The 16,915-nt window shown below is 71.9% G+C and carries 10 protein-coding genes; 7 read left to right on the top strand and 3 right to left on the bottom strand.

The genetic code is table 11. From position 1 onward, the window contains the following. Positions 1-54: 54 nt before the first annotated feature. Complete coding sequence (locus tag ACH4ZX_RS15955) at positions 55-1,500, top strand: aldehyde dehydrogenase family protein (protein ID WP_398272531.1); 1,446 nt, start codon at positions 55-57, stop codon at positions 1,498-1,500. A gap of 79 nt (positions 1,501-1,579) precedes the next feature. Here ACH4ZX_RS15955 and ACH4ZX_RS15950 read toward each other — a convergent pair whose 3' ends face one another. Next, positions 1,580-4,444: a glycoside hydrolase family 3 C-terminal domain-containing protein gene (locus ACH4ZX_RS15950; RefSeq protein WP_398272529.1), complete on the bottom strand. Its 2,865-nt coding sequence runs from the start codon at positions 4,442-4,444 to the stop codon at positions 1,580-1,582. Between the two features lie 382 nt (positions 4,445-4,826). Here ACH4ZX_RS15950 and ACH4ZX_RS15945 point away from each other — a divergent pair, with 382 nt between their 5' ends. The 6 genes from ACH4ZX_RS15945 to ACH4ZX_RS15920 all read left to right on the top strand — a co-directional run bounded on the left by ACH4ZX_RS15945 (position 4,827) and on the right by ACH4ZX_RS15920 (position 13,557). Continuing rightward, positions 4,827-6,506 carry an extracellular solute-binding protein gene (locus ACH4ZX_RS15945; protein WP_398272527.1) on the top strand — a complete coding sequence of 560 codons (1,680 nt, stop codon included), beginning with the start codon at positions 4,827-4,829 and terminating at the stop codon, positions 6,504-6,506. Continuing rightward, positions 6,506-7,561 (top strand): ABC transporter permease, encoded by a 1,056-nt coding sequence (locus tag ACH4ZX_RS15940; RefSeq protein ID WP_398272525.1) that lies wholly within the window; start codon positions 6,506-6,508, stop codon positions 7,559-7,561. The genes ACH4ZX_RS15945 and ACH4ZX_RS15940 overlap by 1 nt, the downstream gene beginning before the upstream one ends. After that, positions 7,558-8,484 carry a carbohydrate ABC transporter permease gene (locus ACH4ZX_RS15935; RefSeq protein ID WP_398272523.1) on the top strand — a complete coding sequence of 309 codons (927 nt, stop codon included), beginning with the start codon at positions 7,558-7,560 and terminating at the stop codon, positions 8,482-8,484. The genes ACH4ZX_RS15940 and ACH4ZX_RS15935 overlap by 4 nt, the downstream gene beginning before the upstream one ends. Before the next feature lie 161 nt (positions 8,485-8,645). Further along, on the top strand, positions 8,646-10,637 hold the full coding sequence (locus ACH4ZX_RS15930) for a beta-galactosidase (RefSeq protein ID WP_398272521.1): 1,992 nt from the start codon (positions 8,646-8,648) through the stop codon (positions 10,635-10,637). Next, a complete protein-coding gene (locus ACH4ZX_RS15925) occupies positions 10,634-12,820 on the top strand; it encodes a glycosyl hydrolase family 95 catalytic domain-containing protein (RefSeq protein ID WP_398272519.1) in 2,187 nt (728 codons plus the stop codon). Before ACH4ZX_RS15930 ends, ACH4ZX_RS15925 begins: the two co-directional genes overlap by 4 nt. Positions 12,821-12,855: 35 nt before the next feature. Further along, positions 12,856-13,557, top strand: a complete 702-nt coding sequence (locus ACH4ZX_RS15920) for a hypothetical protein (RefSeq protein ID WP_398272517.1) — start codon at positions 12,856-12,858, stop codon at positions 13,555-13,557. 66 nt (positions 13,558-13,623) lie between these two features. On the opposite strand, the gene ACH4ZX_RS15915 is transcribed toward ACH4ZX_RS15920, so the two are convergent. Together ACH4ZX_RS15915 and ACH4ZX_RS15910 are read right to left on the bottom strand one after the other, a co-directional pair. Beyond that, positions 13,624-15,663, bottom strand: a complete 2,040-nt coding sequence (locus tag ACH4ZX_RS15915; protein ID WP_398272515.1) for a TIM-barrel domain-containing protein — start codon at positions 15,661-15,663, stop codon at positions 13,624-13,626. A gap of 53 nt (positions 15,664-15,716) precedes the next feature. Then, a complete protein-coding gene (locus ACH4ZX_RS15910; RefSeq protein ID WP_398272513.1) occupies positions 15,717-16,769 on the bottom strand; it encodes a LacI family DNA-binding transcriptional regulator in 1,053 nt (350 codons plus the stop codon). Positions 16,770-16,915: the final 146 nt, after the last annotated feature.

The raw sequence follows: 16,915 nt of genomic DNA, 5'->3' as shown, positions 1-16,915 counted from the left end.
GTGGTGGCGAAAGCCATGCACACATCCCCAACGCGGAAGGGCCGGGACTCGACTATGACTTCCACCCACGCCTTCTGGCTCGCCGGCCGCCAGGTCACCGGCGAGGACAGCTTCGACGTCACCTCGCCGTGGGACGGCCGGGTCGTCGGCAAGGTGAGCGTGCCGGCCGACGCGCAGGTCGAGGAGGCCGTGGCCGCCGCGTACGCCGTACGGGACGAGTTCGCCGCCACCCCGGCCCACGCCCGCGCCGCCGCCCTCGACCACGTCAGCCGGCGGCTCGTCGAGCGCACCGAGGAGATCGCGCAGCTCATCTCCGCGGAGAACGGCAAGCCGATCAAGTGGGCCCGCGGCGAGGTCGGCCGCGCGGTGTCGGTGTTCCGGTTCGCCGCCGAGGAGGCCCGCCGCTTCAACGGCGGCGAGGCCCAGCGGCTCGACACCGACGCCGGCGGCCAGGGCCGGCTCGCCCTCACCCGCCGCTTCCCGAAGGGCGTCGTCCTCGGCATCGCGCCCTTCAACTTCCCGCTGAACCTGTGCGCCCACAAGATCGCCCCGGCGATCGCGGCCGGCGCGCCGATGATCCTCAAGCCGGCGCCCGCCACCCCGCTGTCCGCGCTGGTCCTCGGTGAGCTGCTCGCCGAGACGGACCTGCCGGCCGGGTCGTGGAGCATCCTGCCGGTCGCCAACGACCGCATGCCGGGCCTGGTCCAGGACCCGCGCCTGCCGGTGATCTCCTTCACCGGCTCCGAAAAGGTCGGCTACGCGATCATGGACTCGGTGCCGCGCAAGCACTGCACACTGGAGCTGGGCGGCAACGGCGCGGCCGTCGTGCTGGCCGACTGGGCGAGCGACGCCGACCTCGACTGGGCGGCGAACCGCATCGCCACCTTCTCCAACTACCAGGGCGGCCAGTCCTGCATCTCCGTGCAGCGCGTGATCGCCGACGCCGCGGTGTACGACCGGCTGCTGCCGCGCATCGTCGCCGCCGTCGAGGCCCAGGTCACCGGTGACCCGAACGACGACAAGACCGACGTCGGCCCGCTGATCAGCGAGGACGCCGCCAAGCGCGTCGAGTCCTGGGTGGACGAGGCGGTCGCCGCCGGGGCGCAGCTGCTGACCGGCGGCAAGCGCGACGGCGCCTCCTACGCGCCGACCGTCCTCGCCGACGTGCCGGCCGACGTGACGATCTCCTGCGAGGAGGTCTTCGGGCCCGTCCTCACCGTGCGCAAGGTGGACGGGGAGGCCGAGGCGTTCGCCGCCGTCAACGACTCCAAGTACGGCCTTCAGGCGGGCGTGTTCACGCACGACGTCCAGGTCGCCTTCCGCGCCCACCGCGCCCTCGAGGTCGGCGGCGTCGTCATCGGCGACGTCCCGTCCTACCGCGCCGACCAGATGCCCTACGGCGGCGCCAAGCTGTCCGGTGTGGGCCGTGAGGGCGTGAAGTACGCGATGGACGACTACACCTACGAGCGGGTGCTGGTGCTCACCGGTCTCGCGCTCTGATCCGTCCGAGCGACCCCGAAGGGGCCCGGCGCCGATGTTTCCGGTGCCGGGCCCCTTCTCGTCGGCCTGTTCCGGACCCTCAACCGGAGAAGCCGACGTGCGCGAGCCGCAGCGGGCCGCGCAGCCTGATGTGCACGTCGTGCACGCCCTGTACTCCCTCGGCGGCGATCTCCGCGCCGACCGGGACGTAGTCGTACGGGCTCTGCGTGGGCGTGCCCAGGGTCAGTTCGGCGAGTGCCGGGCCGCCGTCCAGGGAGAGTTCGAGGGTGCCCTCGCCCGCCAGGTCGGCGGTCACCGTCGTGATGCCGCCGTCGCCGAAGTCGCAGGCGCGGTAGATCAGTTCGCCCGCGGTGTGCTGCGCGGGCGTCACCGCGTCGCCGGAGGTCTTCGTGCGGTCGACGATGGCGATGCCGCTCTGTTCGTCGAAGTCGGCTGCCGCCAGGCCGCGTTCGAGGACGGGGCGCGGGGCGGCGGGCTCGCCGTCGAGGGTGACCGTGGTGCGCAGGCGGATGTCCTCGCTGGAGGCGCCGGCCAGGATGTCGTAGGCGCCCGGCTCCAGGCGCCACCTGCCGTGTGCCACGTCCCAGAACTCGAAGGCGCGGGAGGGGACTTCGAAGGAGAGATCCGCCCGCTCGCCCGGCGCGAGCGTGATCCGGCGGTGTGCCACCAGCTCGCGGCGCGGGCGCGGCACCGACGGCTCGACCGCGCGCGTGTACAGCTGGGCCACCTCGTCGGCCGTGACGGCACCGGTGTTGGTGACCGTGAAGGAGACGCGCACCGCCTCGCCGTCGGTCCGGACCGCCAGGCCGTCGTAGGCGAAGGACGTGTACGACAGGCCGTGCCCGAAGGGGAACAGCGGCGTCCCCTCGAAGTAGAGGTACGTCTGCCGGGCGCCGACGACGTCGTAGTCCAGCAGGTCGGGCAGGTCGGCGTCGTCCTCGTACCAGGTCTGCGGCAGCCGGCCCGCCGGTGAGACGTCGCCGGCCAGCACCCGGGCCAGCGCGGTGCCCGCGGCCTGCCCGCCGTGCGCCGTCCACAGCACCGCGGGCAGACCGGCGGTCTGGAACGCGTACGGGTACGCCGAGACCAGGGCCAGCACCGTGCGCTCGTTCGCGGTGCGGGCGGCCCGCAGCAGGCGCTCCTGGTGGAGCGGCAGGCGCAGGGTCGTGCGGTCCTCGGTCTCGCGGCCGTTGATGTGCGGGTCGTTGCCCGCGACCACCACGACCACGTCGGCCCGCGCCGCCGCCGCGGCCACCGCGTCCTCGCCGCGCTCGACGACGACCAGTTCGAAGACCTCCGGGAGCTCCGGGATTTCCTGGTCCGCGTCGGCAACCTTCACGCCGTCGGCGGCGACAGAGACGTGGCGACCCGTGCCGATGTGCCTGAGGAGGTGCCCGCTTTCATGCGGTTCGAGGCGGAACGTCTCCTGCACGACCCAGCCGCCCGGCTGGTCGGCGGAGGCGCGCAGGTAGCCGTCGCCGGCGACCGAGAGGTAGCGGCCGTCGGGGGCGCGCAGGGTCAGCACGCCCTCACCCCAGTCGACCAGCGCGAGTTCCGTGCCGGCGGCGTCCACGGTGAGCGGCGGCAGGTCGGTGCGGCCCGCGAGCTGGGCGGGGTCCAGCGCGCCCTCGGCGCCGCGCACCTCGTCGTCGGCGTCGGCTTCGGGGACGCTCAGGAAGGCGCCCGCCGAGGTCTTCAGGCGGACCCGGTCCACGCCCTCCGCGAACTCCACGCGCTGGGTGCCGAACCGCTCGTACAGGCCCTCCAGCGCGGTGGAGCGGTGGATCAGCGTGCCGCTGTACCAGTCGAGTTTGCACTCGTCGGCGAGCAGGCCGACGACGGCGATCCGGGCGGTGGCGGGCAGCGGCAGCAGCCCGTCGTTCTTCAGCAGCACGATCGCCTGCTCGGCGGCCTCCTGGGCGAGCGCCCGGTGCGCCGGGGTGTCGAAGTCGGCGGCGCCGGCGTGCGGGTCGTGCTCCGGGTCGAACTCGCCCAGGCGGAAGCGGATCGCGAGCTGGCGGCGCACGGCCGTGTCGACGTCGGCCTCCGTCAGCAGGCCCCGGGTGAGGGCGCCGTGCACGCGGGCGGTGATCTTCGAGCCGTCCGTGCCGTGGTCGGTGAAGCTGTCGACGCCGGCCAGCAGCGCGGCGGCGGTGGCCTCCTCGTGGGTGTCGAAGTAGTGCTCGGAGTCGACCAGGTTGGAGGGCGCGCCCGCGTCCGAGCAGACCAGCAGCTCCTCGTCCGTCCAGCGGCGCAGGTGTTCGCTCAGGTAGGGGGAGACGTGGTTGGGGCGGCCGTTGACCAGGTTGTAGGCCGGCATCACCCCGGACACCGCGCCCGCCTCGACCGTCTCGCGGAAGGCGCGCAGGTCGTACTCGTGCAGCACGCGCGGGCGGACGGAGGACGACGTGACGTCCCGGCCCGTCTCGTTGTTGTGGGCCAGCCAGTGCTTGAGGACGGGGGCGGTGCGCCAGTACGCCGGATGGTCGCCGCGCAGGCCGTGGGTGTACGCCGTGGCGATGGCGGACGTCAGTTTCGGGTCCTCGGAGTAGCCCTCCTCGTTGCGGCCCCACAGGGGATGACGCAGCAGGTTCACCGTGGGCGCCCAGACGTTGAGGCCGACGCGGTCGTCGCGGGCGCGCATCGCCCGGACCTCCCGGGACACCGCCTCGCCGATCCGCCGCACCAGGCCGGGGTTCCAGGTCGCGCCGAGGCCGACGGCCTGCGGGAACACCGTCGCCGGGCCCATCCAGGCCACGCCGTGCAGGGCCTCCTGCCCGGTGCGGAACGCCGCGACGCCCAGGCGGTCGACGGCGGGCGCGAACTGGTGCAGGAAGGAGACCTTCTCGTCGAGCGTGAGCCGCTGCAACAGGTCGTCGATGCGCTTCGCGAACGGCAACTGCGGATCGCGGAACGGCGGTGCGGGCGGCGGGTGAGCGGTCACGTGTGGTTCCCCTTGCGATGGAGCGGCGGAGCTCTTTCGAAGCGCTTCGATGCTGGTTCGACGACCGGGTGGGTGTCAAGACACCTCGGGGCGGCAGATCCGGCTCCCGGGCGCGTTCTCAAGCAGCGTATGCGTGCGGGCGGTTGCTGGAAACCTCCGAGGAATCTCGGGATCGACCCTTGTGCACCCCCTGTCGTTCACTTAACCTCGCAGCAACATCGAAGCGCTTCGACTGTTTCGATCCGAAGAGGGCCACACCGGGACGGTGCCCAGCCCTCCGACGACCGGGCGGCCACCCGCTTCGGCTCAGCCAGTTCCACTCGAGACACCACAGCCGACGGCCACCGCCGGGTGTCCTGGTGCGCCATGAAGGGTTGACGCAATGACGCCGAACACCGCTTCCGCCTCCTCCGGGCCAAGCCGGAGAAGCTTCCTCGCCTCCACGGCGGTTGCCACCGCAGCGGTGGCGGGCGGGATGCCGCTGCTCGCCGCCTGCGGGGGGCCGGACAGCGGGTCACGCGAGGGCACCACGTCGGGCAAGGCGGCGGACAAGCTGCTGCCCGCGTACGTCGCCGCCAAGCTCGCCCAGCCGGACCTTCCCTCGAAGAACGGTTCGGCGGCCGGCTACACCGGCAAGGTCGACCTCTCGGCCCTCGAGACCTCCGTGCCGAAGAAGCTCGGCACCGGGGCCCCCATCAAGATCATGTCCCCCTTCTGGGGCTCTCCGCCCAAGGGTGACTGTGCCTACTACAAGGCGCTCGACTCCGCCGCGGGCACCAAGATCACCTGGCAGAACCAGGACGGCAACACCTACGGCCAGAAGCTCGGCGCCGTCCTCGCCTCCAGCTCCATACCCGACATGGTCGTGGTGCCGAGCTGGGAGCTGGTCGGCAAGATCGCGAACGCGGTCACCGCGAAGTTCATGGACCTCGGCCCCTACCTCGCGGGCGACAAGGTCAAGAAGTACCCGAACCTGGCCGCGATCCCCTCCGACTCCTGGCGCATGGGCATCTTCGGCGGCGCGCTGCGCGGCATCCCGATGCCCTCGGCCGCCGCGACCTTCATCGTGCCCTACTACCGCAAGGACATCTTCGACAAGAAGGGCTACACGGTCCCGAAGTCGCCCGACGAGTTCCTCAGCTGGGCCAAGGACGTCACCAGCGCCAAGGCGAAGGTGTACGCCTGCGGCGACATGTCCTGGACCGCCTTCAACATCTTCGGCGTGCGCGGCTCCGGCCCGCTCGGCTGGAACATCGGGTCCGACGGCAAGCTGACGTACCGCATCGAGCAGCCCGAGTACCTCGAGGCCCTGGAGTGGACCCGCAAGCTGTTCGACGCGGGCGTGGTGCACCCCGACGACAAGGCGCGCTCGGGCGACGCCGGCCAGCGGTTCACCGCCGGGCAGATCCTGGTCTTCAACAGCGACACCTCCGCGTGGTACGGGAAGACCGCCGAACAGGCCAAGGCCAACCCGGACTTCCGGATCGAGGGCATGGACATCTTCGGCGCCGACGGCGGCAACCCGAAGCTGTGGGCCTCCTCGCCCGCCACCATCTGGTCGCTGATCCGCAAGGGCGCCTCGAAGACGACGATCGAGAACGCCCTGGCCGCCGCCGACTTCTCGGCCGCCCCCTACGGCACCAAGGAGCGGATGCTCGTCGACTACGGCGTCGAGGGCACCCACTACACGGTCAAGGACGGCGTCCCGGTCAAGACCGACCAGGGCAACAGCGAGGTGATCAACGCCTGGGTGATGCTGGCGGCCCCGGCTCCCTACTTCGCCCACCCCGACTACCCCGACGTCGCCCGCAAGCAGGTCGAGTGGCAGCAGCGGATGGGCGCCTTCATGAAGAAGTCGTCCACGTACGGCATGAACATCGTCGAGCCGAGCCGCTTCGCCAACCTCTCCAGCCAGTTCGAGCAGATGGAGATCGACTACGTGCGCGGCAACAAGAAGCTGTCCGACGTGCAGGCCGCCATCTCCACCTGGAAGTCCTCCGGCGGCGAGAAGCTGCGCGACTGGTACAAGCAGCTCATCGACAAGAACGGCAGCGCCAACTGATGTCTCTCACCGCCGGGAGCAGGCCCGACGGGACTCGTCCCCCCGCGGCCGTCGAGGAACCGACGGCCGCGGTCACCGCGGCCGCGGCGAAGGGGCGGGTGCTGCCCCGCGAGGCGGGCACGGCCGGCCGGATCCCCTTGCGGGTCCGGTGGCGCCGGGACCGCGCGCTCGTCCTGATGACGCTGCCCGTCATCGTCCTGCTCCTGCTCTTCAACTACGTTCCGCTGCTCGGCAACGTCGTCGCCTTCCAGGACTACGACCCGTACGTCTCCAGCAACGGCGTCACGGCGATCTTCCACAGCCCCTGGGTCGGCGTGGAGCAGTTCTCCCGGATGCTGGACGACCCGCTGTTCTGGGACGCCGTCAAGAACACCATCGTCCTGTTCGTGCTCCAACTGGTGCTGTTCTTCCCGGTCCCGGTGGCCCTCGCGCTGGTCATCAACAGCGTGATCCGGCCCCGGGTCCGGGCCGTGGCGCAGGCGGTCATGTATCTGCCGCACTTCTTCTCGTGGGTCCTCGTGGTCACCGTGTTCCAGCAGATCTTCGGCGGCGCGGGCGTCATCGCCCAGACCCTCGAGAACCACGGCTGGAGCGGCTTCGACCTGATGACCAACGCGAGCCTGTTCAAGTACCTGGTCACCGCGCAGGCCGTGTGGAAGGACGCCGGCTGGGGGATCATCGTCTTCCTCGCCGCGCTGGCCGCCGTCAGCACCGATCTGTACGAGGCCGCCGCCATGGACGGCGCCGGGCGCTGGCGGCGCATGTGGCACGTGACGCTGCCCGCGCTGCGCCCGGTGATCGCCCTGCTGCTGGTGCTGCGGGTGGGCGACGCGCTGAGCGTCGGCTTCGAGCAGTTCCTGCTCCAGCGGGACGCGGTCGGCGTGGGAGCCAGCGAGGTCCTCGACACGTACGTGTGGAACATGGGTATCCAGAACGGCGACTTCAGCTACGCGGCCGCGGTGGGCCTCGTCAAGGGAGCCATCGGACTGTGTCTCGTCCTGGCCGCGAACAAGTTCGCGCACCTGCTGGGCGAGCAGGGGGTGTACCAGAAGTGAGCCTCAACACCCAGCTCATCCGCAGCCTCAAGGCTCCGGCCCGCCCCGTGTGGGAGGAGCCGCCGGGCAAGGCGGGTCTCACCGCGAAGGGCGCGTTCCTCGCCCTGTGCTGCCTGGGAGTGCTCGGGCCGCTGTGGATCGTGATCGTCACCAGCCTGTCCCCGAAGCCCGTGATCGACCGGGTCGGCGGTCTCGTCGTGATTCCGCAGGGCATCACCTTCATCAACTACACGGAGCTGCTCAGCGGCGGCCAGGTCAGCCGGGCCATCATGGTCTCGGTCGGCGTGACGCTCGTCGGCACCCTGTTCTCGATGACGGTGTCGGTGCTCGCTGCCTACGGCCTGTCCCGGCGGGGCACTCTGGGCCACCGGGTGCTGCTGATGATCATGATGGCGACCATGTTCTTCGGGGCCGGCCTCATCCCGACGTACCTGCTCGTGCAGTCCCTGAGACTCACCGACACCTACCTGTCGCTGATCCTGCCGAGCGCGGTGAGCGTCTTCAACATCCTCGTGCTGCGTGCCTTCTTCATGGGGATCTCGCCGGAACTCACCGAGTCGGCCCGCATCGACGGCGCCAGTGACCTGCGCATCCTGCTCACCATCATCCTGCCGCTGTCGCGGGCGGTGCTGGCCGTCATCTCGCTGTTCTACGCCGTCGGGTACTGGAGCGCCTGGTTCAACGCGTCCATCTACCTCTCCGACCAGGACATGATGCCGCTGCAGAACGTGCTCATCCAGCTGGTCCAGAAGAACAGCGAGGCGCCGACCGGCCTCCAGCAGGCCGTCCGTACCGGGCAACTCTCCTCTCTGGGGCTGCAGATGGCCGTCATGGTCCTCGCCCTGATACCGGTCGCGGTCGCTTCCCCGTTCGTCCAGCGGCACTTCAAGAAGGGCATGCTCACGGGAGCGGTCAAGGGCTGAACCGCGCCCTTTCCGGTCCGGGCGGCGCACCGCCCGGACCGGCTCCCCGCGCCCCGGACCGGTTCCCCGCGCCCCCGAGCAGGGGGCGCGCACCCCTCTGAGCAAGAGCGCGCACCGCCCCCTCACCGCTCCGCCAACCCACCACGCCCAGCGAGGCTCCCATGTCATCCACCCCCCGGCGGCCGACGCCCACCCTCGCCGGCGCCACCCGCGGCCGCGTCCTCTTCGGCGGCGACTACAACCCCGAGCAGTGGCCGGAGGAGACCTGGCACGAGGACGTCCGCCTCATGCGGGACGCCGGCGTCAACTCCGTGACCCTCGGTGTCTTCTCCTGGGCGAGGATCGAACCCCGGCCGGGAGAGCGGCGGTTCGGCTGGCTGGACACGCTCATGGACCTGATGCACGAGGGCGGCATCGGCGTCGTCCTCGCCACCCCCACCGCGTCGCCCCCGCCCTGGCTCGGCCGCCTGTACCCCGAGACGCTGCCCCGCGACGAGGACGGCCGTACCGAATGGTGGGGCGGCCGCCAGCACTTCTCCCACTCCAGCGCCGCCTACCGCCGCCACGCCGCCGCGGTCACCGAGGACCTCGCCGCCCGCTACGCGAGTCACCCCGCGCTCACCATGTGGCACATCAACAACGAGTACTGCACCTACGACTGGGGCGACGAGGCCGCCGCCCGCTTCCGCACCTGGCTGCGCGACAGGTACGGCGACCTGGACGCCCTCAACACCGCCTGGGGCACCGCCTTCTGGAGCCAGGGCTACGGCGACTGGGCGGAGGTCCTGCCGCCCCGCCACGCCCACTACCTGAAGAACCCCACGCAGGTGCTGGACTTCAAGCGGTTCACCTCCGACATGCTCCTGGAGTGCTACACCGCCGAGCGCGACATCGTCCGCCGGCACACCCCGCACCTCCCGGTCACCACCAACTTCATGCCGCTGTGGGCCGGCCAGGACGCCTGGCGCTGGGCCGAGGAGGAGGACGTCGTCTCGGTCGACCTCTACCCCGACCCGCGCGATCCGTTCGCCGCCCAGCAAGCGGCTCTCGTACAGGACATGACCCGCTCCCAGGCGCGCGGACCCTGGATGCTGATGGAGCAGGCGGCCGGCGCGGTCAACTGGCGCGGCGTCAACCACCCCAAGCCGCAGGGCCTCAACCGCCTGTGGTCCTTCCAGGCCGTCGCCCGCGGCGCCGACGCCGTCTGCTACTTCCAGTGGCGCCAGTCCCGGCAGGGCGCGGAGAAGTTCCACTCCGGGATGGTCGGCCACGCCGGAGAACACGGACGCACCTTCCAGGAGGTCAAGCGGATCGGCGCGGAACTGGCCGCGGTCGGCGCCGAGGTGGCGGGCCGGCACAGCGCCGCCGGCATCGCCGTCCTGCACGACTGGCACTCCTGGTGGGCCGGCGCGCACGAGGCCCGGCTCTCCACCCGCGTCGACTACGCCGACGTCCTCACCGCCTGGCACCGCGCCCTCTGGCAGGCCGGCCTCGCCACCGACTTCGCCCACCCCGAGCACGACCTCTCCGCCTACCGGATGGTCGTCGTCCCCCAGTTGTACGCGCTCACCGACGCGGCGGTCGACAACCTCCTCGCCCACGTACGCGGCGGAGGCGTCCTGGTCAGCGGCTTCCTGACCGGCGTCGCCGACCAGGACGACCGGGTGCGGGCCGGCGGCATGGACGCCCGGCTGCGCGAGCTGTTCGGCATCCGCACGCTGCACGAGTGGTGGCCGCTGGAGGCCGGGGAGACCGTCCGGACCGACGGGTTCACCGGGACGCTGTGGTCGGAGGAGATCGAGGAAACCGAGGACGCCTCGGTCGAGGCCGCCTACCGGGGCGGCGAGCTCGACGGCCGGCCCGCCGTCCTGCGCAACGGCCGCGCCTGGTACCTCTCCACGCTGCCCGAGCCCGACGCGCTGCGCCGCGTCCTCACCGGCATCGCGGCCGAGGCCGGCGTCCGCCCGGTCCTGGACGGCCTGCCCGGCCAGGTCGAGGCGGTCCGCCGCGGTGACCTGCTCTTCGTGCTCAACCACGGGCGCGAGCCGGTGACCGTGGAGGTGCCGGGCACCCACCAGGACCTGCTGACCCGGGCCACCGTCACCGACCGGCTCACCCTGGAGCGTTACGGGGTGGCGGTGCTGCGGCCATGAGCGTCGTCCACGGCACCTGGGAACCCGCGCCCGCCACCCGCTGGGAGGACGGCTTCCTCAGCGGCAACGGCCGCCACGGCGCCCTCGTGTTCGGAACGCCGGACGACGAGCGGGTCGTCGTCACCCACCACACCCTCGTCCGCCCGGGCGACGGCGTCCCGCCCCGCCCGCCCGAGCTGGCCGACCGGCTGCCCGGCCTGCAGGACCGGCTGCTCGACGGCGACCTGCACGCGGCGGAGGACTTCACCGACGGACGCGGCCTGCAGTGGGTGCGGCCCTTCCACCCGGCCTTCCAGATCCGCGTCCGCCGCCCGGACACCCCGGCCGGCCCTTACCGCCGCGAAGTCGACTTCACCACCGGCGTCGTCGGCACGCGCTGCGAGGGCGCCGAAGCCCGGGTGTTCGTCTCCCGCGCGGACGACGTGATCGTCCAGCACCTCACCGGCCCCGACCTGCTGATCACCCTCGACCACCGGCTGCCCGGCGCGCCCCTCGGGCTCGCCGTCGGCGAGAGCACGGTGCTCACCGCCGAGGGCGCCCTGCTCACCCTGCGCGTCCGCTACCCCGGCAGCGACACCGCCTACACCGGCGTCACCCTGGTCGCGGTCACCGGCGGCCGGGCGACCCTCACGCCGCCCGCCCTGCGGATCACCGGCGCCGCGTCGGTGCTGCTGCTGACCCTGGTCGTGCGGCACACCGCCGAAGCGGACGTGGCCGCCCTCGCCGCCGAACTGCGCGCGCTGCTGCCCGAGGACGCGGACCCCTGCGCCCGCCTCCTGGAGCGGCACACCGCCCTGCACCGCACCGCCTACGCCCGGGTGACCCTGGACCTGGACGCCGACCCCGCCGAACGCGCCCTGCCCGGGTCGCAGTTGCTCACCAGCCCGGACAGCCCCGCCCTGCTGGAGCGGCTCTTCGCCGCCGGGCGCTACCACCTGCTCTCCGCCAGCGGCCTCTTCCCGCCCCGCCTGACCGGCCTGTGGACCGGCGACTGGGACACCGCCTGGTCCGGCGCCTTCACCAACGACGCCAACCTCAACCTCCAGACCGCCTCCGCGGCCGCCGCCGCCCTTCCCGAAGTCACCGAGGCGCACGCTGCCCTGATCGCACGTCAGCAAACCGACTGGGCCGAGAACGCCCGGACCGTCTTCGGCTGCCGCGGAGTCGTCGCCCCCGCCCACACCGACGGCGAGTCCGGGCTGTCGTACCACTTCAGCCGCGAGTACCCGCTGCACCTGTGGACGGCCGGCGCCGACTGGCTGCTCAAGCCGCTCGTCGACCACGACGAGACCCGCGGCACCCGCGACCCGCGCACCGCCGCCGTGCTCGCCCAGGTCGCCCTGTTCTACGAGGACTTCCTCACCCGCACCGGCCCGGACGGCCGGCTGGTCGTCGTCCCCTCCTACTCGCCCGAGAACCGCCCCGCGAACGGCAGCTGGGGCGCGATCGACGCGGCCATGGACCTCTCGGCGGCCCGGCACGCGCTGCGCACCGCCGCCGACTACCACCCCCGGCACGCCGAGCGGTGGCGCGCCCTCGCCGACCGGCTGCCGCCGCACCGGATCAACGCCGACGGCGCCCTCGCCGAGTGGGCCTGGCCCGGCCTGGAGGACAGCTACGACCACCGGCACCTCAGCCACCTCTACGGCGTCTGGCCGCTCGACGAGATCAACCCCTACGACACCCCGGACCTCGCGGCCGCCGCCCACCGCGCCCTCGAACTGCGCGGCGCCGAGAACGACTCCGCCCACGGGCACCTCCACCACGCCCTCGTCGCCGCCCGGCTGCGCGACGGCGAACGGGTCGCGCACGCCCTGGGCCGGGTCCTCGGCGGCGACTTCTTCCACGCGTCGCTGATGAGCGCCCACTATCCGCGCCGCCACGTCTACAACGCGGACGCCGCGCACACCCTGCCCGCCGTGCTGATCGAGACGCTCGTGCAGTCCACCCCTGACCGGCTGGTGCTGCTGCCGGTGCTCCCGGCGGCGTACCCGACGGGCCGGCTGTGCGGCGTCCGCACCCGGTTCGGCGCCGAACTCGACCTCACCTGGAGCCCCCACGAAGTGACCGCGGTGCTGCGGCCGAGCCGCACCCACCGCGTCGAACTCCGGACTTCCTCCGGCGGCCGGCCGCTCGATCTGGTCGCCGGAGAAGACCACGTCCTCACCCTGGGGGCGTGGTAACTCCCCGCAATCCCCCCACCCATGGAAGGGACACCATGGCAACACGCACGCTGAAGAAGAGGGTCGCGACCGCGCTGGCGGCACCCGCCCTGGCCCTCGGCATCACCGTCGGCGCCGCCTCCGCCCCCGCCTCCGCGGCCGTCTGGAGCTCCTGCGACCAGTGGGGCAACACCACCCTGAACGGCTACACGCTCTACAACAACATCTGGGGTTCCGGCGCCGGCAGCCAGTGCATCTGGGCCAACTCCGGCACCAACTGGGGCGTCAACGCCAACCACCCCAACACCGGCGGCATCAAGTCCTACCCCAACGCCAAGAAGGTGATCAACAAGTCGATCACCTCCCTCGGCTCGCTCTCCAGCAGCTACAACGTCACGGTCCCGTCGTCCGGCGCCTACAACACCTCGTACGACATCTGGGACACCGGCTACAAGTACGAGATCATGCTCTGGGTCAACAAGACCGGGGCGGTCGGCCCGCTCGGCACCTCGCAGGGCACCCTGACCCTGGGCGGTCACACCTGGACCGTCTACAAGGGCAACAACGGCTCCAACGACGTGTTCTCGTTCGTGCGCACGTCCAACTCCACCTCCGGCACGGTGAACATCCTGCCGATCCTGAAGTGGATCAAGGACACCAAGGGCTGGTTCGGCAACGTGACCATCGGTGACGTGCAGTTCGGCTTCGAGATCACGTCCTCCTCCGGCGGCCTGGACTTCACCGTCAACAGCAGCTGAGCACCGGGAAAAGGGGGAGCCGCCGCGGCCCGCGGTGGCTCCCCCGTCCGTTCCGGTCCCGCGCGGCTACTCCGCCACCGGCAGGCTCGCCCCGTCCCGCAGGAACAGCGGGATGCGGTCCAGCGGAGCGTCGACCGTGACGGACGCGCCGCCCTCGTACGTCTCACCCGTCCACGCGTCCGTCCAGCGCGCGCCCGCCGGGAGGTACGCCGTGCGGGTCGTCGCGCCCGCGTCAAGCACCGGGGCGACCAGCAGGTCCGGGCCGAAGAGGTAGGCGTCGTCGACCGACCAGGCGCCGGGGTCGCCGGGGAACTCCAGGAACAGCGGCCGCATCACCGGCAGCCCCTCCTCGTGCGCCTCCCGCATGACCCGCAGCACGTACGGCCTCAGGCGCTCGCGCAGCCGCAGGTACTTCTCCAGGACCGCGCCGGCCTCCTCGCCGTAGGACCACACCTCGTTGGGGCCGCCGGTCATGTCCGGGCCGAGCGGCATGCCCGGGTCGCGGAAGCCGTGCAGCCGCATCAGCGGGGACAGCGCGCCGAACTGGAACCAGCGGACCATCACCTCGCGGTAGGCCGGGTCGTCCGGGTCGCCGCCGTGGAAGCCGCCGATGTCGGTGTTCCACCACGGGATGCCCGACAGCGCGGTGTTGAGGCCGGCCGCGATCTGGCGGCGCAGGGTCGCGAAGTCGGTGCCGATGTCGCCGGACCACAGGGCCGCGCCGTAGCGCTGACTGCCCGCCCACGCCGACCGGTTGAGGGTGATCACCTCCTCGCCCTCGGCGCGCAGGCCCTCGTGGAAGGTGCGGGAGTTCTCCGCCGGGTAGATGTTGCCGACCTCCAGGCCGGGGCCCGCCCAGTAGCGCAGGTTCTCCTGGAAGCCCGGCTTCAGCTCCGGCTCGCAGGCGTCCAGCCAGAACGCCGTGATGCCGTACGGGTCGAGGTAGTTCTCCTTGACCCGCGACCACACGAACTCCCGCGCCTCGGGGTTCGTGGCGTCGTAGAAGGCGACCTGGACGGTGGAGGCGACCTCCTTGTCCGGCCAGTCGGCGTGCGCCATCGGACCGTACTGCGTGCCGATGAAGTAGCCGCGCTGCTCCATGAGCTGGTGGTTCTCGCTCAGCGGCGACACCGACGGCCAGACGGAGACGACGAGCTTGATGCCCAGCTGCTCCAGCTCGCGCACCATCGCCGCCGGATCGGGCCACTCGCGGGGGTCGAACTTCCACTCGCCCAGGTGCGTCCAGTGGAAGAAGTCGCACACGATCGCCGAGATCGGCAGCCCGCGCCGCTTGTACTCGCGGGCCACGGCGAGGAGTTCGTCCTGCGTGCGGTAGCGCAGCTTGCACTGCCAGAACCCCGCCGCCCACTCCGGCAGCATGGGCGTGCGGCCGGTGACCGCGCTGTAGCGGCGCTGGCCGTCGGCCGGGGTGCCCGCGGTGATCCAGTAGTCGATCTGGCGGGCCGAGTCCGCCACCCAGCGCGTGCCGTTGTGGGCCAGCTCCACCCGGCCGATCGCCGGGTTGTTCCACAGCAGGGTGTAGCCGCGGCTGGAGCTGAGCACCGGGATGCCGACCTCGGCGTTGCGCTGGATCAGGTCGAGGACCAGGCCCTTCTGGTCGAGCCGGCCGTGCTGGTGCTGGCCGAGGCCGTACAGCTTCTCGTCGTCGTAGGGGGCGAACCGCTGCTCCAGGCGGTGGTGGCCGTTGCCGACGGCGGTGTAGAGGCGGGGGCCGGGCCACCAGAAGTGGGCGCGTTCCTCGGCGAGCAGTTCCGAGCCGTCGCCGGTGCGCAGGAAGCGGACCAGGCCCTCGGCGTCCATCTCGACGGTGAGGGCGCCGACGGTCAGCCGCCCCCGCCCGTCCTCGATCTTGACGGTGGACGGCGCGGCCGGTGGGTCGTCGAGCAGGGCGCCGGGCAGGCCGTCGAGGACCGGGCCGCCGAGCCGGGCACGGACGCGCACGGCGTCCGGACCCCACGGCTCGACGCGCACGGTCTCCTGACGGCCGCTCCACTCCAGCGCGCCGTCCCGCTCGCGGAAGGTGCCGACGGTGGGCGCGGACTGGGCCAGGCTCACCTGGGGCTGATTCGGGGCAGGCTGATTCACGTGGGGTGCTCCTGAAGGACGTGAAGGTGCCCCGGAGGGCAGCGAGAGCTGGGTCAGGAGGTGGCGGAGGGCGCCGGTCCCGTGCTCGCCCGTACCGTCAACTCGGGTGCGAGCAGCACCACTTCGTCCGAGCCGTGGCCGTCGAGCTTGGCGACCAGGCGTTCCACGGCGTGCCGGCCCATCTCCTGGGCGGGGATGGCGACGGACGTCAGCCGCACCGAGGCCTGGACGGCGACCTGCTCCGGGCAGATCGCCACCACCGACACGTCCTCGGGCACGGCGCGGCCCTGCTGGCGCAGCAGGGCGAGCAGCGGTTCCACGGCCGACTCGTTCTGGACGACGAAGCCCGTGGTGCCCGGGCGCTCGTCGAGGATGCGGGCGAGGGTGACGGTCATCGCGCCGTACCCGCCCTCGCACGGGCGGTGCAGCAGCCGGATGCCGAGCTCCCGTGCGCGCGAGCGCAGCCCGTCGAGGGTGCGTTCGGCGAACCCGGTGTGCCGCTCGTAGACCGCGGGGGCCTCGCCGATGACGGCGATGTCGCGGTGGCCGAGCATCGCCAGGTGCTCCACGCACAGCGCGCCGGTCGCCCGGAAGTCGAGGTCGACGCAGGTGAGTCCGGCGGTGTCGGCGGGCAGCCCGATCAGCACCGACGGCTCGGCGTCCCCCACTCTCGACTTCGCTCGACCGGGGGCGCCCCCACCCCGCAGCAGCGGCAGCCGCTCGTCGTCGAGTTCGACGTCCATCAGGATCATGGCGTCCGCGAGCCCGCTGCCGGTGACGCGGCGGACGGCGTCGGGGCCCTCCTCGCCGGTGAGCAGCAGCACGTCGTACCCGTGCGTGCGGGCGGTGGTGGCGACCGCGATGGCGATCTCCATCATCACCGGCACGTACATGTCGGTGCGCAGCGGGATCATCAGCGCGATGATGTTCGACCGGTTGCTCGCCAGGGCCCGCGCGCCCGCGTTGGGGTGGTAGCCCAGCTCGCGGATGCTCCGCTCGACCCGCTGCCGGGTGGTCGCGGAGATGGACCGCTTGCCGCTGAGGACATAGCTCACCGTGCTGGCCGAGACTCCGGCGTGCTGGGCGACCTCGGCGAGGGTGACCATCCGGCTCTCCAAGCGGTGTGAAGCGCTTCGACAGTGCGCAGTGCGAACAGGGGCGGGTGAGGGGTGGTTCGACCCTAGCTCCAGCGAGATCGAGTGTCCATAGGTTGTCGAAGCGCTTCGACAGCTTTTCCCGGGCGAGTCCCCGC

This window comes from Streptomyces sp. NPDC020490 (assembly GCF_044335305.1).
Lineage (GTDB): Bacteria > Actinomycetota > Actinomycetes > Streptomycetales > Streptomycetaceae > Streptomyces.
Note: the sequence above shows the minus strand (reverse complement) of the source record. Positions and strands in the feature narration are given on the sequence as shown.